Source organism: Butyrivibrio sp. AD3002, assembly GCF_000420905.1.
In the GTDB taxonomy this organism is placed as follows: domain Bacteria; phylum Bacillota; class Clostridia; order Lachnospirales; family Lachnospiraceae; genus Butyrivibrio.
The window spans coordinates 56,269-79,685 of record NZ_ATVV01000001.1 but is presented as its reverse complement, the minus strand read 5'-3'; the positions used below and the strand labels follow the sequence as shown (position 1 = coordinate 79,685).

General features: G+C 42.5%; 17 protein-coding genes. 3 read left to right on the top strand and 14 right to left on the bottom strand.

Going from position 1 to position 23,417, the window contains the following annotated elements:
- Positions 1-86: 86 nt before the first annotated feature.
- The 12 genes from G596_RS0100345 to G596_RS0100290 form a co-directional block, all read right to left on the bottom strand.
- Positions 87-2,177, bottom strand: a complete 2,091-nt coding sequence (locus G596_RS0100345) for an elongation factor G (RefSeq protein ID WP_022759834.1) — start codon at positions 2,175-2,177, stop codon at positions 87-89.
- A 377-nt stretch (positions 2,178-2,554) separates the two neighbouring features.
- Positions 2,555-3,886 (bottom strand): 3-phosphoshikimate 1-carboxyvinyltransferase, encoded by a 1,332-nt coding sequence (aroA, locus tag G596_RS0100340; RefSeq protein WP_022759833.1) that lies wholly within the window; start codon positions 3,884-3,886, stop codon positions 2,555-2,557.
- Between the two features lie 47 nt (positions 3,887-3,933).
- Positions 3,934-5,034 carry a prephenate dehydrogenase/arogenate dehydrogenase family protein gene (locus tag G596_RS0100335; RefSeq protein ID WP_022759832.1) on the bottom strand — a complete coding sequence of 367 codons (1,101 nt, stop codon included), beginning with the start codon at positions 5,032-5,034 and terminating at the stop codon, positions 3,934-3,936.
- Positions 5,035-5,244: 210 nt separating this feature from the next.
- A complete protein-coding gene (locus G596_RS0100330) occupies positions 5,245-6,495 on the bottom strand; it encodes a nucleotide sugar dehydrogenase (RefSeq protein ID WP_022759831.1) in 1,251 nt (416 codons plus the stop codon).
- 11 nt (positions 6,496-6,506) lie between these two features.
- Entirely contained in the window at positions 6,507-6,851 is a 345-nt protein-coding gene (locus tag G596_RS0100325; protein WP_022759830.1) for a PilZ domain-containing protein, read from the bottom strand.
- A 37-nt stretch (positions 6,852-6,888) separates the two neighbouring features.
- Positions 6,889-7,965, bottom strand: coding sequence for a tRNA preQ1(34) S-adenosylmethionine ribosyltransferase-isomerase QueA (queA, locus tag G596_RS0100320; RefSeq protein WP_022759829.1), 1,077 nt, complete (start codon positions 7,963-7,965; stop codon positions 6,889-6,891).
- 56 nt (positions 7,966-8,021) lie between these two features.
- A complete protein-coding gene (locus G596_RS0100315; protein WP_022759828.1) occupies positions 8,022-9,518 on the bottom strand; it encodes an aminopeptidase in 1,497 nt (498 codons plus the stop codon).
- Positions 9,519-9,794: 276 nt separating this feature from the next.
- Positions 9,795-10,661 (bottom strand): ABC transporter ATP-binding protein, encoded by an 867-nt coding sequence (locus tag G596_RS20340; protein WP_022759827.1) that lies wholly within the window; start codon positions 10,659-10,661, stop codon positions 9,795-9,797.
- Positions 10,618-11,661, bottom strand: a complete 1,044-nt coding sequence (locus tag G596_RS20335; protein WP_022759826.1) for an ABC transporter ATP-binding protein — start codon at positions 11,659-11,661, stop codon at positions 10,618-10,620. Before G596_RS20335 ends, G596_RS20340 begins: the two co-directional genes overlap by 44 nt.
- Before the next feature lie 61 nt (positions 11,662-11,722).
- The gene (locus G596_RS0100300) at positions 11,723-12,964 is read right to left on the bottom strand and encodes an ABC transporter permease (protein WP_022759825.1); all 1,242 of its coding nucleotides are present in this window, start codon (positions 12,962-12,964) and stop codon (positions 11,723-11,725) included.
- A 14-nt stretch (positions 12,965-12,978) separates the two neighbouring features.
- Positions 12,979-13,983 (bottom strand): ABC transporter permease, encoded by a 1,005-nt coding sequence (locus G596_RS0100295; protein WP_022759824.1) that lies wholly within the window; start codon positions 13,981-13,983, stop codon positions 12,979-12,981.
- Positions 13,984-14,121: 138 nt separating this feature from the next.
- Positions 14,122-16,074 carry an ABC transporter substrate-binding protein gene (locus G596_RS0100290; protein ID WP_022759823.1) on the bottom strand — a complete coding sequence of 651 codons (1,953 nt, stop codon included), beginning with the start codon at positions 16,072-16,074 and terminating at the stop codon, positions 14,122-14,124.
- A 287-nt stretch (positions 16,075-16,361) separates the two neighbouring features.
- Here G596_RS0100290 and G596_RS0100285 point away from each other — a divergent pair, with 287 nt between their 5' ends.
- Complete coding sequence (locus G596_RS0100285; RefSeq protein ID WP_022759822.1) at positions 16,362-17,615, top strand: AraC family transcriptional regulator; 1,254 nt, start codon at positions 16,362-16,364, stop codon at positions 17,613-17,615.
- Between the two features lie 34 nt (positions 17,616-17,649).
- Here G596_RS0100285 and G596_RS0100280 read toward each other — a convergent pair whose 3' ends face one another.
- Both G596_RS0100280 and G596_RS0100275 read right to left on the bottom strand, forming a co-directional pair.
- Positions 17,650-19,008: an MATE family efflux transporter gene (locus G596_RS0100280; protein WP_022759821.1), complete on the bottom strand. Its 1,359-nt coding sequence runs from the start codon at positions 19,006-19,008 to the stop codon at positions 17,650-17,652.
- Between the two features lie 22 nt (positions 19,009-19,030).
- Positions 19,031-21,448 carry a glycoside hydrolase family 3 N-terminal domain-containing protein gene (locus G596_RS0100275; RefSeq protein WP_022759820.1) on the bottom strand — a complete coding sequence of 806 codons (2,418 nt, stop codon included), beginning with the start codon at positions 21,446-21,448 and terminating at the stop codon, positions 19,031-19,033.
- Positions 21,449-21,779: 331 nt separating this feature from the next.
- Between G596_RS0100275 and G596_RS0100270 the strand changes: the two genes are divergently transcribed.
- Both G596_RS0100270 and G596_RS0100265 read left to right on the top strand, forming a co-directional pair.
- A complete protein-coding gene (locus G596_RS0100270) occupies positions 21,780-22,646 on the top strand; it encodes a helix-turn-helix transcriptional regulator (RefSeq protein ID WP_022759819.1) in 867 nt (288 codons plus the stop codon).
- Between the two features lie 66 nt (positions 22,647-22,712).
- Positions 22,713-23,348 (top strand): MBL fold metallo-hydrolase, encoded by a 636-nt coding sequence (locus G596_RS0100265; protein WP_022759818.1) that lies wholly within the window; start codon positions 22,713-22,715, stop codon positions 23,346-23,348.
- Positions 23,349-23,417: the final 69 nt, after the last annotated feature.

Genomic DNA, 23,417 nt, shown 5'->3' with positions numbered 1-23,417 from the left:
AACAATAAAATAGCTGACATTCCGTATATAGAATGTCAGCTAATAAAATTCAAAATAGCAAATCCTTAAAGATTCTCTGTAAGAGATTAATCTTCGATGCCATTCTCCTTAACCTTCTCAGCTCTAGCTGCTACTTCCTTAGCCTGAATATCCTGAGGAGCCTGTTCGTAGCGAGCGAAGCTATACTCATAGTCACCTGCACCGCCGGTCATGGAACGAAGCGTTGTGCAATATCCAAAGAGTTCCATCATGGGAACATCAGCCTCAATAACCTGCTTGCCATCACCTGTAGGATTCATGCCGAGCACGCGTCCTCTTCTCTTATTGAGATCACCCATTACATCTCCGGTGAATGAATCCGGAACAGTCACCTTGAGTGAAGCAATAGGCTCAAGAAGTACGGGAGTTGCATCCATGAAGCCCTTCTTGAAGGCATTGCTTGCTGCAACCTTGAAAGCCATTTCAGATGAATCTACCGGGTGATAGGATCCATCATAAAGAGTAGCCTTAACACCAACAACGGGATAAGCTGCAAGAGGTCCTCTCTGGGAAGCCTCAGCAATACCCTTTTCAACTGCCGGGAAGTAGTTCTTCGGAACAGCTCCGCCTACTACAACCTGATCAAATATATAAGCCTTGCTGTCGTCACCTGAAGGCTCGAAGCGCATCTTAACGTGTCCGTACTGGCCGTGTCCACCGGTCTGCTTCTTATATTTGTATTCCACATCAGAATTCTTGCGGATAGTCTCTCTGAAAGCTACCTTCGGCTTATCGAGATCAACAGCTACCTTATACTCGTTGAGAAGCTTACTTACTGCGATTTCAAGGTGCATATCACCCATACCGTAGATAAGTGACTGATGATTCTCTGCATCGTTTACAACCTTAAGAGTAGCATCCTCAGCAGAAAGCTTAGCCAGAGACTGAGCAATCTTATCAATATCAGCCTTATTCTGAGCCTTATATCTCATGTATGTATAGGGCTGTGAAATATCCATAGGTGCATACTGTACAGGATTAGCCTTGGTTGAAAGTGTGTCACCTGTGGATACATCAAGTTTCTGAAGAGCACCGAAATCACCTGCATGAAGCTCGGGAACCTCGATAGTCTTATTACCCTGCATTACATATATCTTACCAATCTTAACTTCTGTATCCTTATTGGAATCGTACATTATGTCATCAGTCTTGATAACGCCTGAACGAACCTTGATCATGGAGTATTTTCCAATAAAAGGATCCATCATGGTCTTAAATACGAAAGCTGTCTTCGGCTTGGAGAAATCGAAGTTAGCTTCGAAAATCTCATTGGTCTTCATGTTAATTCCGGCCATCTTACGGTTCTCGGGAGCCGGCATATACTTAACAATATCGTCAAGAAGTGTGTAAACACCCTGTGCAAGGATACTTGATCCCATCTCGATAGGAACAATGGATCCGTCACATACGTTGGTTCTGAGTGCTGATCTGATCTCCTGCTCTGAGAAAGTATCGCCGCTGAAGTATCTGTCCATGAATTCTTCACTGGTCTCAGCAACTGCTTCCATAAGAGTGTCACGATACTGCTGCATGTATTCCTTGTTATACTCGGGAACTTCACACTCTACCGCATCCTTACCTTCCCAACGGAAGCCCTTTTCCTGAATTATATTTACATAGCCGACAAACTTCTCATTTTCACGAGAAGGCATGTTGAACGGAGCTATCTTCTTACCATACTTATCTGTAAGATCCTGAACAACCTGTCTGTAGGAAGCATCATCGATATCCATATCAGAAACAAAGAACATACGCGGAATACCATACTTCTCGCAAAGATCCCATGCTCTCTCTGTTCCTACTTCAACTCCTGCCTTACCGGAAACTACGATAATAGCTGCATCGGCAACACTCATAGCTTCCTGTACTTCTCCGACGAAGTCAAAGAATCCGGGCGCATCAAGGAGATTGATCTTATGATCATCCCACTCCAATGCAATTGTAGATGTGCTAATTGAAAACTGACGCTTTTGTTCCTCTTTATCAAAATCACTGACTGTATTTCCATCAGCAACTTTGCCCATACGGGAAGTAATTCCTGCGAGGTAAGCCATAGCTTCAGCGAGTGAAGTCTTTCCGGCTCCCCCGTGGCCTAAGAGTACGACATTGCGTATTTTGTCACTTGTGTAAACTTTCATCTCTTGCTCCTCCAAGTCTTAAATTATGTTGGGAAAATTTAATGAAGAATATTTAGATTTCCCCCAAACCCTATAGGAACATTTTACTAAAATTGTACAAACAATACAAGTAATTCCATCAAATTTGCACAACTTATGATAGAGCCCGAGATGTGGGTGGTAGACTCTATGTTATATATAAGCCTGATATGTAGATGTGATAAATTTACGTTTTCGTCTACGTCGTGATTTGCATCCACATCTCTGGCTTTCAATAAACCATTTTTGTTCTCCCACCCACGTCTCGGGCCATAAAACAGTTGCGAACTTGAGCACCATGCCCAGCCTTATAAAAAAGGGGTGTGAGGCAGATTATCAAAACTTTCAAAATGATATTTTCAATTAATTAAAGATCTAAGGTCCTTAAAGAATTCCGGATAGGATATTCCTACACATTTGTCATCAAGGATTCGGGTGGTGCCTTCGGCAGCAAGGGCTGCAACGGCGAAACTCATGGCTATGCGATGATCGGCATCGGAATCAATATCTGTACCGTGAAGCGGTTTTCCGCCATGGATTATCATGCCATCGTCGGTGGGCTCAACGTCAGCGCCCATAGCCTTGAGGTTGTTGCAAACAGAATCAATACGGTTAGATTCCTTTACCTTTAGTTCTGCTGCATCCTTAATGATGGTTGTGCAGTTAGCTGTTGCTGCTATAACAGCAAATATCGGAAGTTCGTCTATCATAGTGGGAATAAGTTTTCCACCAACTTCGAATCTTCCATTTTCATTGCCATGAAGTTCCGAATAACGAACATGAAGATCTGCTCTTGGTTCTATGGATTCATTCACATTCTCAAGCTGAATATCAGCGCCCATCTGAGTAAGGATGCTGAGTATTCCTGATCTTGTTTTATTGATTCCAACATTATGAATGACTACGTCAGAGCCGGGTACAAGAAGCGCTGCAGCGATAAAGTATGCCGCGGAGGATATGTCGCCCGGAACATTTATCTTGGTTCCGCGAAGCGGCATGCCGGGATGAAGGATTGTAGCAGAGCTTCCCCTGACGTCGACTTCGTTGTGTATGTCCGCACCAAAAGCACGAAGCATAAGCTCTGTATGATTTCTGCTAAGTGCAGGTTCATAAACCACTGTGTCACTGTCGGAATAAAGACCGGCAAGCACAATTGCTGATTTTACCTGGGCTGATGCTACAGGACTATGATAGGAAATACCATGAAGTTTCTTATCACCTTTTATTATAAGCGGTGCGCAGTCATTCCCCATCGCAGAACTGATATCCGCTCCCATCTGCGAAAGTGGTTTGATAATTCTGTTCATGGGTCTCTTTTCGATTGAACTGTCGCCTGTGATCATAGAATCAAAAGGCTGCGCTGCAAGAATACCGGATAATAGTCTGGTAGTTGTACCACTATTACCTGTATAGAGTGTAGAATCAGGTTTCTTCAGGCCATGAAGTCCTTTTCCGTGAACTGTTATTGTAGGAACACCGTTCATCGGTCTTTGAGAATGTTCAATCAGAATGCCCAACTTTTTAAAACATTCTATTGTAGAAAGACAATCTCCGCTTTTGAGGAAGCCTGTTATTTCAGTGGTTCCCTCTGATAAAGCCCCAAACATAATACTTCTGTGTGAAATTGATTTGTCCCCGGGAACAAAAACATTACCCGTTAATGGTTTTGAACTTTTTTCAATACTGATCATTGTTAATTCCCTCTTTTTTCAAGCCTTAATATAGTGTCAAAAATGTATCAGTCAACTGACGGATATCCATGAGCTTCCAAAAGTGTTAGCGCCTTTTCCATAGCCTTATCATCGTGGAATTCTATGCTAAGAGTACCATGCTCGAACTCACGGTTATGAACGATTCCAATATTTTTGATATTGATTCCGTTAACAGAAAGAAGCGTTGCAACAGAGGCAATATTACCGGGTTCATCCGCAATATCAACTCTGATAACATAGGTCTTCTGAATGGGTCCTCTTCTGAGATCATTGAAGGAATCCCTGTACTCTCTGGCTGATGAGAAAAAGTCCATGAGGCCATCGCCATCAACCTTATCAATCACCTGCTTCATTCTGTTCAGATAATCTATATATGTATCCAAAAGTGTGGATATGTTCTTGTGATTTGTAAGACATATCTGCTGCAGCATCACCGGGGATGAGGATGAAATTCTGGTGATATCCTTAAAGCCGCCGGCCGCAATCATTTTCATAAGTCCGTCTTCCGAATCACTGTCATGGACAAGATTAACAAGACATCCGCTTATAACATGAGGTACATGGCTTACAGCAGCTGTAATGAAATCATGCTGCTCATAAGGGATAATAAGCGGCGTTGCTCCCATAAGCTCCACAAGCTCTCTGTAATTTTCAAGTCTCTCATCAGAAGTTTTTTCTGTCTTTGTAAGTATATAAAAAGCATTTTCCAAAATGGAAGCCTTTGAGTTTATGTAACCAATCCTCTCAGTACCGGCCATCGGATGACCGCCGATAAACTGCTCTTCCAATCCAAGCTCTTTTACATGCTCATGTATACTTGTTTTAACCGAACCGATGTCGGTAAGAGTCGTTTTGGGATTGAGGTATGGCTTTATCAATGCAAGATTATCATTATTTCTTTCAATCGGTGCGCATAAAAAGATGTAGTCACATTCGGAAAATCTCTCATCAACCTTGTCACAGGCCACATCCACAATACCATCCTCTTTCGCTTTTAATGAGGTCTCCGGATGTGGTGTATATGAAATAATGCGTATTTCAGGCATTTTAGCCTTAAGGGCTCTGGCCATTGAGCCACCTATAAGACCAAGACCTATAAAACCGCAGGTCAGATTATCATTAATCATTATTAAATTACTCTCCTGGAAGTACGAAATTAAATTGCAATAAATACTACGAACAGTAAACACTATACCACGTTAAAGTGCGAAAATCAAATAGAATAATACGCCCCAAAATAAATAATACGCCCCCGGAAAATATATTCATTCGCATCCTTGTTGCGCTGCGCGCATAATCGTATGGTTATGAATATATTTTTCGGGGGCTTTGTTTTTTTAATCCCTTTTGAAGATATCTCTTGTATATACTTTATCGCTTACATCGTCAAGGCAAGAATCATAGCGGTTGGCGATAATGGCGCCGCTTTTCTTTTTGAATTCATCAAGGTCATTAACCACAAGGCTTCCAAAGAAGGTTGTCCCATTTTCAAGGGAAGGCTCATAAATAATAACGGTAGCGCCTTTTGCTTTGATTCGCTTCATAACTCCCTGGATACTGCTCTGACGGAAATTATCGGAATTGCTCTTCATAGTAAGTCTGTAAACGCCTATGATAACTTCGTGTTCACGTGCTGCATCATAGGCTTCGCTATTGCCATAGGCGCCGGCGATATCAAGCACTCTGTCAGCGATGAAGTCCTTTCGTGTTCTGTTTGATTCAACAATAGCCTCAATGAGGTTTTCCGGAACATCCGAATAGTTTGCAAGAAGCTGTTTTGTATCCTTTGGCAGGCAGTATCCACCATAGCCAAAGGAGGGGTTATTATAGAAATCACCAATTCTGGGATCAAGACAAACTCCCTTGATGATCTTGTCTGTATCAAGTCCCTTCATCTCCGCATAAGTATCAAGTTCGTTGAAATACGAAACACGCAGCGCAAGATAGGTATTTGCAAAAAGCTTTACAGCTTCTGCCTCAGTAAAGCCCATAAAGAGAACATCAACATTTTCCTTGAGTGCTCCCTCATTCAAAAGCTCTGCAAATATATGAGCGGCATTTGTCAGATCTTCATCATCCATATCCGTTCCTACAATAATTCGGCTTGGATATAAATTGTCATAGAGCGCCTTGGATTCTCTGAGAAACTCCGGACTGAAAAGAATCTTGTCAGAGCCGGTCTTATTTCTGATCTTCTCAGTATATCCAACAGGGATGGTACTTTTTATAACCATATACGCATCAGGATTAACCTTCTGAACAAGATTGATAACAGCCTCTACCGCACTTGTATCAAAATAATTCTTCTTGCTGTCGTAGTTAGTCGGTGCTGCAATGACTACAAAATCTGCATCACGATAAGCAGCCTCACCGTCTTTTGTCGCATGCAGATCCAAATCTTTTTCTTTAAAATATTTTTCGATGTATTCGTCCTGAATCGGTGAAATCCTCTTTTCGAGCATATCCACCTTTTCCTGAATGACATCCACAACAGTCACTTTATGTTTTTGTGACAACAAAGTCGCGATTGAAAGTCCCACATAACCGGCACCTGCAACCGCGATCTGCAAATTCTTAAAATCACGCATGATTCTAACCCCTACATTTCATCGAGCGTATCCTGAACAGTCTCGTACACCGAGATCCTCTGTCTGTCATACTCGGGCATTCCGATGAAAATAGCCCCATACTCATAGCTGTCCTCAAGAGCTGTTCCTCGTACAATTTTAATAAAAACATGAAGAACCTCTTTGGTCCAGATGGTAAGATTACACTCGTAATTGTCTCCCATTGTTAGCTGGAGATCTGACTGAAAACCCATTCCTGCACGTGAACAGTTCATAACTGAAATAGCCACAGCCTCCGGTTCCTGAGTACTACCGATAGGGCTCATTAAAAGCTCTCCGTCCAGATCAAGTCTTTTGTATTTACGTCTTTCTTCCATAATATCCCCCTCGAATAAGATATAGTATTACTATAGCCTAAATCTCGTCATCCGTAAAGAAACAAGCATCACCAAAACTAAAGAATCTGTACCGTTTACTTATAGCTTCCTCATATGCATTCAAAACATTCTCTCTGCCTGCAAGTGCCGAAACAAGCATGACCAGAGTTGATTCCGGAAGATGGAAATTAGTAATAAGGCAATCTGTCACCTTAAAGTTGTAACCGGGATAAATAAAAATAGAAGTATTGTCCGCACAGGGCTCAATATGTCCGTTCTCATCTGCTGCGCTTTCAATGGTTCTGCAGCTGGTTGTACCAACGCAGATAACACGATGTCCGCTCTCTTTTGCCTTATTGATTTTCTCAGCTGCCTCTGCATTCACCTGATACCATTCGGTATGCATATGGTGCTCAAGAACATTTGTAACCTTAACCGGTCTGAAGGTTCCGAGTCCAACATGGAGCGTTACGTAAGCAAGATCAATTCCCTTGTCCTGAATTTTCTCAAGAAGATCATTGGTAAAATGAAGTCCCGCTGTAGGCGCAGCTGCTGATCCCTCATATTTTGCATAAACCGTCTGGTACATATTTTTATCCTGAAGCTTATGCGTAATATAAGGAGGAAGCGGCATCTCTCCAAGCTTATCAAGGACCTCTTCAAAAATTCCTTCGTATGAAAACTGAACGAGTCTGTTACCTTCTTCAACAATATCAAGGATCTTTGCGTTTAAAAGTCCTTCTCCAAAAGTAACCTCCGCACCGGGGCGAAGCTTTTTACCGGGTTTAACAAGAGTCTCCCAGATATCGTTCTCTCTTCTCTTTAAAAGAAGAATCTCGACTGCAGCACCGGTATCCTTCTTTGTTCCAAGAAGTCTTGCCGGTATAACCTTTGTATCATTGAGAACAAGGCAGTCACCGGGCTTAAGATAATCGATAATATCATGGAATATCTTATGTTCGATATTGCCTGTCTTTTTATTCATCACAAGGAGCTTAGCATCATCACGTGCGGGAAGCGGATCCTGTGCTATCAGTTCCTCAGGAAGATCAAAATAATAATCGCTGGTGCGAAGACCCAGGTTAGGGTCATTTGTAGATGTTTCTATGTTCAAAGTATTCTCCTAAAATCCCCTCATCCGTCAGCTTCGCTGACGGATGAGGGCATAAATTATTGATTCATCAGACTTGCTTTATTAAGGAATGTCTTGTAGGCGCGAAGCGCTTCATATATATCAGCCTTGGAGGTTGCCTCCCAAGGTGCATGCATATTGAGTACAGCAACACCGGCATCAATTACGTTCATTCCGTAAAGAGCAAGGATATAAGCGATAGTTCCGCCACCGCCTACATCTACCTTACCAAGCTCGGCAGTCTGGAAAGTAATATCATCCTCTTCAAAAATGCTTCTGATATGTGCTAAAAACTCTGCGTTTGCATCATTTGATCCGGACTTTCCACGGCTTCCGGTGAACTTACTAAGTACCGGGCCAAGGCTGAGGAAGGATGCATTCTTCTTCTCAAACTGGCCTGCGTACATAGGATCAAAGCCTGCATTAACATCAGATGAAAGCATGCAGGAATTTGCAAGACATCTTCTGAGCTTAAGATCGTTGTAATCACCGCAGAGGTTCATGAGCTCTGCAACAGCATTCTCAAAGAAGCGTGACTGCATACCTGTAGCACCAACGCTGCCGATCTCTTCTTTATCAACCAGAATGCAGCAGCCTGTTCTCTTTAAGTTCTTTACTCCAAGGAGTGCTCTCATTGAAGGGAAAGCACACACTCTGTCATCCTGACCATAGCCAAGGATCATTGAGCGGTCAAAGCCTGCATCTCTTGCCTTACCTGCAGGAACGATTTCAAGTTCTGCTGAGAGGAAATCCTCCTCCTCTATTCCGTAAAGGTCATTTAAGATTCCAAGGATTCCGCGCTTAACTGCACCTGAAACCTTGCCACTCTCTTCCTTCTCTGCCTTCTCATAATCTACAGCATACTGCTGACCCTCTGTAAGCTTAGAGTTTCTCTTCTCTGCCTTCTTCTTTTCATCACTCTCAACAACAAAAGGTCTGTTACCGATTACAAGATCAAGAGCCTCTCCCTCTACAACCTGAGCAGCCTTCTTGCTCATAAGATCACCTGAGAGGTGGATAAGTAGATCGCTTACAAAAAATACCGGATCATCCTCATCCTCACCGACATTAAGCTGAACAGTGGTACCGTCCTTCTTAACAACAACGCCGTGAAGTGAAAGCGGAATTGCTACATAAAGATACTTCTTGATTCCGCCGTAGTAATGTGTATCAAGATAGGCAAAGCCGCCATCCTCATAAAGCGGATTCTGCTTAACATCCATTCTGGGAGAGTCGATATGCGCACCGAGAATATTCATACCATTCTCCAAAGGCTCTGAACCAATCTGGAACATTGCGATGGATTTGTTCATCCAAACACTGTAAACCTTATCACCCTTCTTAAGCTTTGTCTTAGATCCAATAAGCGTGTTAAGCTCGCGGTAGCCCGCCTCCTCTATTTCATTAACAATGCAGTCGATTGCTTCGCGCTCTGTCTTTGCATTATCAAGGAAGTTCTTATAATCATCAGCAAAAGCCTCTACTTCCTTAAGCTGTTTTGCAGTGTACTTTGTCCATACATTTGCTCTTTTCATTTATTTATTCCTTTCTCTGTTTTCGTGTTTATTATTATAGAAAACAGTATGATTTACATAAAAATCGTGCTTATATATGATAAATGAAATCAATAGTACTTTCAACAGTTCACGGGATATTTAAACGTCTTTAAATCTTATTTTTTTATTAAAAATACTGTTTGCAATTCAAAGCTCCTTCAGGGTAAAAATTATCCTCCCTGCCAGGTAGAAGAAGAAACTTGTTTCTACCTGAAGGGAGGAATATTTACTATAAGAAATGGTTCTTATACTTATTTAGTTTACAACAGTATCAAGATCCCACTTTTCATAGATCTTAGGTACATCGCTGATAAGTCTCTTTGTGTAATCAGCCTGAGGATTGATAATTACATCCTCTGCTGTACCGGACTCAACAAACTTACCATGCTCCATGATGTAAACCTTATCGGAGATGTAATATGCAAGACCGATATCGTGTGTGATAAAGATAATAGTCATGTTGATCTCATCACGAAGCTTTAAGAGCATATCAAGGATTGTAGCTCTTGAGCAGGCATCGATCATGGATGTGGGCTCATCTGCCATAAGGATCTTCGGCTTGAGAAGGAAGATACGTGCGATCATAAGTCTCTGCATCTGTCCGCCTGAAAGCTCGAAAGGATACTTATTTGTGAGCTCTGCATACTTCAGGTTAACGAAGCTGCAGGCCTCTGTCTTCATCTGTATCTTCTGCTCCTCAGGAAGATTCTTGAAGCCTCTCATATTAAGGCAGTCATCAAGAACCGCATCGATCTTGTAGAAGATGTTGTAGGATGAAAACGGATCCTGGAAAATCGGCTGAATATTCTTCCAGTATTCCTTCTTTTTAGCATTTGTACTGATATCACGAGGTTTTCCCTGATATTCAATGGTACCCTCTGTAGTACTGATAAGACCGAGAAGCATCTTGGAAAGTGTTGTCTTTCCGCTTCCTGACTCTCCAACGATTGAGATGATCTCACCCTCGTTGAAATCAAAGTCTACATGGTCAACTGCTACGGTCTGTACCTTACCGACACCGAATATCTTAGTAAGTCCTCTACCTGAGAGGCAAGGCTTCGGAGCGGGCTTATTGGTATCAGTCGAAGTCTGTTTCTGGTTCTGGTTTGCTGTCGCTTCCATTTGAATATACCTCCCTTAGTTTTCTTACTGACATCAGGCAGCGATAACATCTGCCATTCTCAAATTCTTTCTCATCCGGTGCCATAGCGGTACAGGTAGGAACCGCATATTTACATCTGGGTGCAAATCTGCAGCCCTTAGGCGGATTTTTCAAGTTCGGAGGAGTTCCGGGAAGAGCTGTAAGGTTGTGAGCTTTCATACCCTCCTCAGGAACGATGATAGATCCCATAAGACCCTTAGCGTACGGATGAATAGGATCAAATACCATCTGCTTTGCTGTTCCAAGCTCAACAAACTGGCCGGCATACATAACTGCTATATCATCAGTAACGTTATAAAGAAGCGGCAGCTCGTGTGTGATGAAAATCATGGATTTGATGAAGCCCTTTTCCATGAGCTGTCTCATCATACGGATAACCATCTTCTGAGATGTAACGTCAAGCGCTGATGAAGGCTCATCGGCGATAAGTACCTTAGGTGAAAGGATTGTTGAAATAGCTATAACTGTACGCTGTTTCATACCACCTGAAAGCTCTACCGCATGCTTCTCAAGAACCTCTTCGGGAAGTCCGAGTTCAGCAAAACGCTCTCTTGCCATGTCATAGATATCCTTCTTGGACATCTTGATTCCATGTGCATGAATAACATCCTCGATAAAACGAATGATTTTCTGAGTAGGGTTCAGAGCATTCATAGCTGCCTGAGGGATGTACGCGATCTCGTTACCGAGAATTTTACGACGAACATCGTCGGGCTTCATGTTAGAAATTGTCTGACCGTCTACGATTATGTCACCACTTATATAATGAAGCGGTGCGAAATAATAACCCATAAGTGACAATGCAAGTGTGGATTTACCACATCCGGACTCACCGGCAATACCGAGTGACTTTCCCTCTTCTACTTTAAGGGAAACACCGTCAACCGCATATACGTCCTCATGGAATCTGGTTATATATTTAGTTTTGAGGTCTTTAACCTCAAGCATTACTTTTCCCATTATTAACCTTTTCCTTTTCTTTTAAGTGAGATTCACAGTTACCTTTTGTTCCGGATTACGATCAGTCACGCAGCTGCGGGTTGAATACCTGATCCATTCCTGTATTCATAAGGTTCAGTGAGAACGAAATAAGTGCGATGAGTATTACTACCGGGAAATATGCCCACCAAGAACCATTGAGGTGTGCAGAATACTGCATTGCCCACTGCATCATAAGTCCCAGAGTTGCTGTCTTTGTTGTTGCAGGACCAAGTCCGATCATTGACAGCTGTGCTTCTGCAAGGATTCCTGATGAAATCTGCAGGATCATAGCCATAACAACGTAGGATGCGATGTAAGGAAGGATATCTGTGAAGATGATCCTGAACATGCTGTGTCCTGACAGTTTTGACAAATTAACGTGATCACGGTTTCTGAGTGATATAACCTGTGAACGAACGGAACGTGTCGTCCAGGGCCATGATGTCAGACCGATGATGATACCAACCATTGCAATACCTCTTGCCTTATCTCCTACTGAATAAGAAATGAGGATAAGGATTACGAAGGAGGGAATAACTGTAAACAGGTTTGTGATGAAAATGATGATGTTATCAGCAAGTCCGCCCATATAACCTGCAAGAAGACCAAGCAAAAGTCCGATAGCTGTTGCAATAAGTCCTGCAAGAAGACCGATCTTCAGTGAAGATTTTGTTGCTGCAACAAGCTCCGTAAGGACATCACGTCCAAAGTTATCGGTTCCAAGGAGGAAGGTTTTCTTAGATACATCCTTAATATTTACATAATCTGTATCCTTAATCACCTTGCTCTGCTGAAGATTACCCTCTTCGTCCTTTTCAGCAACGATAACTCCTGAATCCTTCATAGCTGCTGTAATCTGATTATCAAGTCTCTTTAGCGCTTTTCTCTTGGCAGTTGTATATCCCTTATACTTTGTATTGGGATCATAATTTGCTTTCCAGAGTGCCACAAGACCTTCTGCATCAGTTACATCGATATCTGCTTCAGCAACTCCCTGCTTAATAAGGAATTCCTGAATCTTTGCTCTTGTATCTACATCAAGAACCATCTCGAGCTTTGAGAACTGCTTGGGAATCTGTAAGGTGTAAGATTTTTCCAGCGTTGATTCCTCAACGGATACGTATGTACCGGGTTTGAAGAAGTTACCCTGTCCTATCATCTGCAGCGGATCAGCCGTTACAAATAAAGGATAGATAATAACTGTAAGCAGTATAAACATAAAGATTACAAATCCGAACAGGAATTTTCCGGAATGGAAAACTTGTTTTATTGTATTTTTCATTTTTCATTCCCTCCTTAATCCTGCTGATTAGCCTTAACTCGAGGATCAATAACACCATAAAGGAGTTCGACCGCAAGGTTGGCGATAAGTACCATGATTGTGATGATGAGTGTACAAGCTGAAAGAAGCGGATAATCCTGACCGTTTACAGCTGAAAGAAGTGTCATGCCAAGTCCGGGATAAGAGAATACCATCTCTGCAACGAGAGCACCACCCATCATAGTTCCAAGTGAAAGTGCAAGACCTGTGATCTGAGGAAGCATAGCGTTTCTGAACACATAGCCTACGATCTTGCTATCCTTGATTCCAAGGAATCTTGAGTATTTTACATAATCTGCATTCAACTCATATATTGACATTGATCGCATACCGATTGCCTGACCGCCGATCGTGATAAGAACGATTGACCAGAAAGGAAGCTGGTAATGCGCGATAATCGACTTCATGAATGTCCAGCTCATATTAGGTATAAGATCATAACCGTATCCTCCTGAAGAAGGAGCGATTTTAAGTCTTATTGCGAACAGATAAAGAAGAACTGTTGCCATACCAAATGCCGGGATGTTTCCTATGAAAAGGAAGATAGGAAGGATTACCTTATCAAAAGCGCCTTTGATATAAGCGGCAATCGCACCTAAGATATTACCGAGAATCCATCCAACTAAAATTGCGGGGAGCTGCAGACATACTGTCCACCATACCGCATTGGCAATAATGTCGGAAACAGGTCTCGGATACTGGCTGAAGGAAACACCAAAGTCACCCTTTAATGCATTTCCGAGCCACATAAAGAACTGTTTGTACATAGGTTCGTTGATACCGAACTTTGTAGCGTAATCATTTAAAACTTTCTGGATAGCCGTTGAATCCGTCATACCGCTTACTGCCTTTGATGCTATAGCGGAAACAGGATTTCCGGGCATCAGGCGCGGCAGAATAAAGTTGAGGATTACGGCGAAAATGAGTGTCAGAAAATACCAGAACAATTTCTGACCATAGTATTTTTTATAGCCTTTCAATTTAAGAATACCTCCCTTCTTCTAACGAACGCCGAATTTTTGCGTAATTTAAGGGACTGCCGCGTGGTTTTGTCGCCGCGTTGGCGATCATGCCCCACGGCAGCCCCCAAATTTACCTAAAAGTTATTTTGTTACAAATTACTCAACAAGCTCAAGCTCGTAAAGTGCTGCAATACCATAACCGTCTGTGCAGTCTGTCGGAGGAATATTTCTTCCGTCATCAGCTGCAGGATAGTTTGTCCATACAGACTCGTTTACTGCGTAGAACAATGTAGGACGATACATAAGAGCAACTGCAGGGCACTCATCAAGAAGGATTCTTGAAAGCTCTGTGTAGTACTCTTTGAGCTTAGCTTCGTCTGTCTCTGAAGGAAGAGCCTCGAGGATCTTCTCAGCATCATCGTTCATGTAGTGACCAAAGTTACCACTCCAGTTAGATGCAAGCTTTGCATACTCTTCTGAGAAGTAGAACATTCCCTTTGAGTAAGGGTTCATAACGCCTGCGCCGGGTGTTGACCACATGCAGATATCGAAGTTACAGGTTGTCATGTCATCATAGAATGAAGATGCTTCAGGGAAATATGTCTGGATATCAATACCAATCTTCTCGCCTGCTGCAGCAACGATTTCCATTGATGCATTCCAGTCTGACCATCCTGTAGGACACTCAGCCTTGAAGGAAAGGTTCTTGCCATTGTACTCACGGATTCCATCGCCGTCGCTGTCAACGATTCCTGCATCGTCAAGGAGCTTGTTAGCGCCATCAACGTCTGCGTTATCCCACTGAAGATCTGCGATAGCGTCGAAGTCTACATACTTTCTCTCGCCGTCTGTAGGTCCAACAACTGATCTCGGATACTCAGCAAATGTAGGTGACTGGCCTGACATAGCGGATGCAATGATCTGCTCATAGTCAACTGCCATAGCGATTGCACGACGAACTTCCTTCTGATCAAGTCCTTCTCTCTCTACGTTGAAGAACATTGAAGGCATAACTTCGCATGCGCCATAAGGTGCATCATCGAGCCATGTGGAAATCGGAAGATCATCTTCGAGCCACAGGTTCTGTACATCTGTAATGAACTGCTGGCAGACATCAACTTCGCCCTGAGAAAGCGCAACCTGACCTGCTGCATTGTCCTTATAGATTGTGTGAGCGATGTACTTCGGAACGGGAAGCTTACCCCACATGGAGCTTGCCTGTCCCCAATAGTTGTCATCTCTCTGAAGAACTGCCTTCTGGTCGTTAGAAATGTAAGGAGCATAAGGGCCTGTGTGAACAAGATCTTCCATAGTATCCTGTTTAACCTTATCAGCATCCTCACCGTTTCTCTCCTCTACAGTCTGCAGATAAGCCTTCTGCATCATGTACATTGTGTTGAGGATTGAAGTAACCTTAAGAGGGTTAACAGCAACGCCGTTTTCAACCTTAGCCTTGATGAGAACTGTTGAATCATCAACAGCTTCTACAGAATCAACATAAGTTGAGAAATCAGCACCCTGTGAAGACTGATACTTAACATGTGTGTCGTAAGTATAAGCTACGTCTTCAGCTGTGAAAGCTGAGCCATCGCTCCACTTAGCATCGCCGTTAAGAGTTACAGTAAGCTCTGTCTGATCATCGTTCCAGCTGTACTCTGATCCAAGAAGAGGATAGAGCTTGCCATCAAGAGCGTTGAACATGAACAATGTCTCATAAACAAGTTCACGTGCTGACTCATTAGCTGAAAGTGCAAGACCATTGTTTGAGTTAGCTGACATAGGGTTCCAGTCATTGATTGTTCCCCACTGCTGACCAGCCTCATACAGAGTCTCGTTTCTGGGTGTTGACTCGCCGTCAGCTGCTGCTGTATCTTCAGTAGCTTCCTCAGTAGTCTCTTCCTCAGCTGTCTCTTCGGTTGTCTCTTCTGCGGTTTCCTCTGTGGTCTCCTCAGCTGCTGTGGTCTCTTCAACAGAAGTTTCCTCTGTAGCTGCAGGAGTCTCAGTTGTAGTTGTGCCACCGTTGTTACCGCCGCCGCATCCAGCTATCATCGAAAGTGACATAGCTGATACGCACAGAAGTGACATAACCTTCTGTAAGTTCTTCTTCATAACTTACCTCCCTTTCTAAAAGTGTTTTTTCGGGTTTTATAACCCACAACATGTTAATATTTTACTTATCAAAAATTGCTTTATATATAAAAATATCCACATGTATATAAAAATTTCCGCATTTATACAATTTGTACACTTTTACTCTCTTTTTTCTATTTTGATTGTCTTTTATTGCCAAATCCGCATGTTTTCAGTTGTCTATTTGCATAATAAGTTTGAACTTTCTATGAATTTAATGTAAAATTTTCGTGTAGGCAATATTTGATAATTGTAAGGAAAATGATATGCAAACTAATCTTAAAGTCATTGCATGGCGATTTGAAGAGTATTACAAGAAAACGCGAATTCCTGTATGGGTTTTCGAACAGAATAACAGCCTTGTTTTTACCAACTTCACCACTTCCGCTATCCTTAATATCATGGAGGAAATGTTGCAGAAGGCAAGGAATTTCCGTATATCTCATTCTATTGAAGGATCCTACCTCGATCTGGATAATCCTTATGAGATGTACTATTCCTTTAACTCCGACGGCGGAAAGCATCAGTTCTATACAGTTGTCATAGGTCCCGTCATGACTGTTAAGCCAAGCGGAAACGTCTGGCCTAATCTTACTTTCGGCGAGAATCTGTTCGTTGAGCAAAAGAGAATTCTTTCCAATGCTCTTCCGGTTATTAACAAAGAAGAGTTCCTTTTACATATAACAAACTTCTTTAATGAAGTTCTTGAAGAAACGCCTCCGGATTTCAGTGCTCATTCCGAAAATTTTCTTAATACAGCAAAAAAGAAATCCCAGTCTTCTGATATCGCAGCATTCGACGCGGAGTTATCTGCAGAGGATGCCCGTGCCTATGACGAGATCAGCAGAATCGAGGAATTATTCAATGTATTCGTTGTAAACGGAAGTGTTTACAAGCTCTTCTCTCTTTTTGATGATGAAAAAATCATGGATGTTCTGTTCCCTGACAAGACTTCATACAGAGACTGCGGCATACGTTCAATTGAGCTGTTAACTATTGCAAAAATCGCCTCCATAGAGAGCGGGACCGACAAGAAGGTCTGCCAGGCAAGGTTTGAGAAGTTTGTACAGGAGCTTAAGGTCTGCAAGAGCTATGAAAAGATCGTATCGGTACTTAGAAACGGAACACTTGAGTTTGCCAAGAGTTCACATGAGGTTAATGCACATACAAGTGAGAACTACTCTCCTATGACCAACAAGTGCATTAAACGCATCATTGAGAAGCTTCCTGATAAGATTACTCTTGATGATCTTGCATCTGAACTGCATATTTCAGCAAAATACTTATCTGCTCTCTTCAATAAAGAGACCGGAACTTCAATATCTGACTTTATGCAGAATATCAGAATCAATGAAGCTAAGCGCCTTCTTCGAAATACGGATCTTAGTTATTCGGAGATCAGTAATATGCTGAACTTCTGCTCCCAGAGTTACTTCAATAACCTGTTCAAGAAAAAGGAAGGCATGACGCCTAAAGAATACAGAGAAAAACGTGATGAGCTCGTTATGAGTTCACAATAAGGCATAAAAAAGAACCGCATCACGCGGTTCTTTTTTATACAACTTCCCTCGTAAGGTCCTTCACCCACTTATACTTCTGAAAATGGTACATCACCCACGGTATCTTCCCGACTTCATCCAGACAGGTGCAGGCATATACTGCCACCACCGGCCAGTGAAATACGAAGGCCCCTAGGAGTGCAGTCGGTATTGCGAGACACCACATGCAAACAGCCAGGCTGTAGACATCGAAAAGTGTATCTCCCCCTGCTCCGAATATGCCGTTGATGATAATCGTGTTTACGCATCTCCCTATCATATAAATCGCCATGACAACCATCATCCCCATCAGATGGCTTCGTGCAATATCCGTAAGCTTCATAAAATTCACCACCGGTACTGTTACGGCAAGTACCAGTGCTGTGCAAAGAAATCCGATAACGTAAGAAATCTTTGCAAGGCGTATTCCATACTGCTTTCCTTTTTGAAGTTTTCCTGCACCAAGTTCGTTACCAACCATGATGCCACCGGCACTGCTGATACCGTTACACATACAGCAGAACAGATCACGCACCACCGCTGCAACAGAATTGGCAGCTGCCGCATCGCTTCCAAGGTGGCCCATAATCGCGGTGTAGGATGTAAATCCTACTCCCCAGAAAAGGCCACCGCCGAGTAATGGAAGCGACACTTTAATAAAATCGGTTCTAAGTCCCGGAAAGCTTTTCAAAAGATAACCGAACCGCGGACGAAGAAATCCTTTCTGGTAACTTGAGCTAACTGCCCATATAACTTCGATGATTCTGGAAAGCAGCGTTGCAAGTGCTGCTCCGTTTGCTCCCATAGCAGTGATTCCGAATAAGCCAAAGATAAAAATACTATTCAGAATAATGTTTATAACAACCGTACCGGAACTGATCAGGGCTCCTCTCTTTACATGATCCGTTATCTTCATAATCGTAAGATAACATTCGGATATTCCTGTAAGAAGATATGACCAGCCTGCAATTCTAAGGTAAGACGCGCCAATTCTTATAAGTTCCGGATCATGAGCAAATATCATCATAAGAAGTTCCGGAACAAGAAGACATGCTCCTGCAAATACTATGGAAACAATGCCGACACAGCGCATCATCATCGCAAAAATTTTATTTATGGTATCGGTATCCTGTTTACCATAGTACTGGGCTCCAAGAATCGATCCCGCAGCTGTCGCAGCACTCAGAACCATGTTCTGAATAAACTGCACTTGCGTAGCAAGTGAAACCGCCGCCATCTGGTTCTGCTCTATTCTTCCAAGCATTACGGCATCCGCTGCTGCAACAGCAGCAAGCATCAGACTCTGAAATGCAATTGGAAGAGTGAGCCTCACCAGTTTGTTATAAAATTCTTTATCTGCAAATAGATTTTTCATAATCACCTTTTATGAATCAAATTCATGAAAGTTCATTTGCCATTCTGTATACTCTTGTAGCATTCTGCTCAATCTGTTTTCTTGAGATTGCACCGGACTTAATGTCTGCAAGGATTCTATCGAAATCACCCTGAGTTCCTGGCATGAACAGATCTCCGCCAGCCTTTACAACTTCATTTGCAAGAGCACCTCTGTGCTTATTTTTGCTTGATACTGTGAGCATCTCAACAACCCAGTCAGTCATTACGATACCCTTAAAGCCATACTCACAGCGAAGGATATCTTCGATAAGTCCTCTGTGCTCTGAAGTGTGCTGGCCATTAAGAAGGTTGTAAGATGTCATAACTGCCTTAGGCTGTGACTTTCTTACACAGATTCCAAAACCGCGGAGATAAATCTCTCTCATTGCTCTCTCGGAAACATGGCTGTTGTTATTGTATCTGTTTGTCTCAGCATTATTTGCTGCATAGTGCTTGATTGTAGTACCACAGCCCTTATGCTTCTGAACACCGTTTGTTATAGCAGCTGCGAAAAGTCCTGCTACTAACGGATCTTCTGAATAATACTCAAAGTTTCTTCCGCAGAGAATACTTCTGTGAATATTAAGAGCAGGTGCAAGCCAAAGCTGTACATGGAATCTCTCCATCTCTTTTCCTACGATATCGCCGTAAGAATAAGCAAGATCATAGTTGAAGGTCTGTGCAATAGCAGTTCCAATCGGAATTGCTGTAGCATACTGCTCTTTAATCTCTGTTCCGGGCTTAGGCGCATTAGCCTTGGCAAGCTCTGCGATTGCTGCCTTCTCCTCATCGCTCATAAGCTCCATCATGCTGCCAAGTGCTGAACCGATACCGTGAACACCGGTCTCGTCCTCAAAATATTCCTTGGTAAGGCGAAGGCCCGCAGGGCCGTCAGCCATAACCATACTCTTAATGCCTTTATCCTTATATCTTGTTGTGGTCTCACCTGCGGCACCTGCAACAGCAAAAGATGCATTACCGATAACCTGAAGACCTGAGTTCTTGGGATCAAAAGCACCGGTGTTGATATAAGCAAGTTCTTCATCAGAAAGACCTGCAATAATATCATCCACAGGATAATCAACGTCGTAGGTTACTGTCTGTGTATCAAAATCGGAAGCTGAAAGCTCTATTGTGGTAAGGTCCTCTACTGACTCTTCCTTTGCGGATGTGGGAACAAAATCCTTAAATCCGGGAGTTCCGAGGCAGTTTCTTGTCTTCATGGTTGTAACTGTATCAGCCAGAACAACAGCTCCTGCCTTCTTAACGTCTTTTGAGCAGTTACCTACATAGATCACATAATTACCCTTATCAAGGATGTAAGCCTGTCCCTCCTCATCGTAGGATGCGCTATCAGAAAGCTTGAAAGTAGCTTTTACTGTCTCGCTTTGTCCTGCTCCAAGTTCGGAAGTCTTTACAAATGCTACGAGGTCCTTTACAGGCTTATCCAGTTTTCCGAAAGGACATGATACATAAACCTGAACAACCTCTTTTCCTGCTACCTTACCGGTGTTTGTAACCTTAGCTGAAACAGTGATTTCCTCTTTACTGTTAGAAACAGCTTCAGGTTCAACAGTGAATTCAGTGTATGACTTACCAAATCCAAACGGGAACAGCGGAGTTACATTCTGTGTATCAAAATATCTGTAACCTACATAAATTCCCTCATTGTAGTGAACATCATCATTGTCACCGAAATCTCCGAGAGTGCTGTAATCCTCCCACTTAGCCCAGGTTGTAGCAAGTTTTCCTGAAGGATTAGCCTTGCCAAGAAGGATATCTGCAAGCACGTTACCGGTAACAACACCAAGCTGTGAAAGAAGAAGAATGTTTCTAACTTCCATAACGGGTGATAAATCAACAGGGCCGCCTACATTAAGAACAAGCATGAATTTATCAAACTTTTTGTTGAGCGCGAGGATATCTCTTACCTCTGTATCCGTAAGAAGAACGTCACCCTTTTCAGGCTTTCTGTCATTTCCTTCTCCTGAATTTCTTGAAAGAACGTAAATTGCAGCATCACCGTCACCTGTAAGTTCAAGGTCATGCTCGGGTTCAGGCTGAACCATACCGAATGCAAACATAACAGGATTTGCTCCTACAGCTTCTGCATCCTTTCTGATCTTTGCAAGGAATTTCTCATGTGTCTGTGCAAGAACGCCGTCAAAAGCATCAAGCCACTCACCTGATGTAATAGTGAAACCCGCATCCTTAAGACCTTCTTCAACGTTAACAGAAAATCTGCTGTTAACTTCACCGGAACCTGTACCGCCCTTAATCGTGTGACGGATTCCGTTTCCGAATGCCGCTATTTTGCAAGGACCTGCAAGCGGGAAGGACTCATCCTTTTTAAGAAAAAGTGTGCCCTCAGCGGCTGTATTTCTTACGAGTTCCAAGTGTTCCTGTTCGTATTTTTCCATTGTAATCTCTCCTATAAATGATGTAGTTTTTGCTTACCCTTAAAGCTTCCTTACCCTAAAAAAGAATCTTTAAGTTTTTATCTCATTGAATTCAGAATAGCATTTTTGTAGAATGGATGTATATGAAATCGATTTATTTTATATGATATATATTATTAATTCCCCTCATCCGCCCTTCGGGCTCCTGTCTACGCTCCGCTTCGGTCCGCGCTGGACCGACGTCCCCCGGACGTCGAGCGCCCCCTAGGGGAAGGCTTTATATTATTCTGCCTTCCCCCTCTGGGGGAAGGTGGCACGAAGTGCCGGATGAGGGGACACAGGAGTATACACTATGAAAAAGGCTACCACCTCCCAAGATCTATATCGTCTCCTTCTCGATGATGAACTCGCACCGGAAGTAAAGAGCTTCACACCGGACAAGTCTGTTTCAAAAATAAGAAACACCATCCTCAAGGGCTTCAAGGAGCAGGTATTTTTCGAGACGGAAGGCGAGGGAGATCCTATCTCCTACAAGAGAGCAACGGAAAAAACAATCATGTACTATATTTCAACAGGTAATCTCACCAAGATTCTGGCTCTAATAGAGAGTTTCGATCCTTCCGAGAATCATTACAGTCCCGGAGCCTTCAACGATATCGGAGAAGTCTCGGAAAATCCTCTTTCCCAGGCAATCAGTATGTTTGTCAGCGGAATAACACTCTATACCAGAGCTGCACTTGATGGCGGACTCCCAGATCATATCGCCTACTCCCTTAGCGACAACTATATTAAATACAGCCTCATGGAGACGGATATCTCAAAACTCAATCATCTTCAAAACTGTGCGCTCTACGATTTTACCTATCAGGTGAGCGCTTACAAATACAGAAGCTGCGGCCTGTACGTGAAGAAATGCTGCGAGTATATCTCAAGACATCTCCATGAAAAAATCACTCTGTCCGACCTTGCTTCCATAACAGGGAAAAGTGAAGGTTATATCTCAAAAATATTCGAGGAAGAATTATCTGAAAGGCCTTCTGTTTTCATAAGAAATCAGAAGCTTGAATATGCAGCGCATGCTCTTGAGATTACTGATATATCCATATCTTCGCTTTCGGATCTCCTTGCATTTCCCAGCACCAGCGCTTTCATCACCTACTTCAGGCAAAAATACGGAGTTACACCGCATGAATATAAAACAACATTTTCTCGTTTGTAGGTCAAATTTTCTGGTATACTATATATAGTGTTTTTACACGAATCTTTTCAGGGGGAAATGTTGTAAATGGTTGAAAACATTGAAGTGCTTACTCACAGTAGCATTAGAATCAATTCCGACAAAGGAGTAATCTATGTCGATCCTTTTGAGATAAAGGACGCTCCGCATGATGCGGATTATATCTTCATCACACATGATCACTATGATCACTTCTCTCCGGATGATATAAAGAAAATCATTAAAAGTGATACTCGTATTGTTGCTCCGGAAAAAATCGCAAGTAAAGCAGAAGTTCTTCTTTTGGAGAACGGAAAAGTTCTTGGGGTAAAGCCTAAAATTTACAAAGAATTTGATGGTCTTGAATTTGAGACAGTACCCGCCTATAACAACCTTAAACCCTTCCATCCGAAGGCAGCAGGCTATGTAGGTTACATTTTCAGAATTGATCACAAAAGAATATATGTGGCCGGTGATACCAGCCTCACCAAGGACGCACAACAGGTCAGATGTGATATCGCTCTTGTTCCCATCGGAGGGAAGTATACCATGAATGCCCAGAAGGCAGCAGAGCTTGTAAATATCATCAGACCCGAAGTAGCTATTCCCACTCATTACGGAAACATTGTTGGCAGCCCTTCAGACGCGAAAGTATTTAAGTCAAACGTTGATTCTCATATTAAAGTAGAAATCAAAATTCACTAAGACAATCTCATAATTACTTGAAAAAAAATAAGCGTAGCAGTAAACCATCTACTGCTACGCTTTTTATAT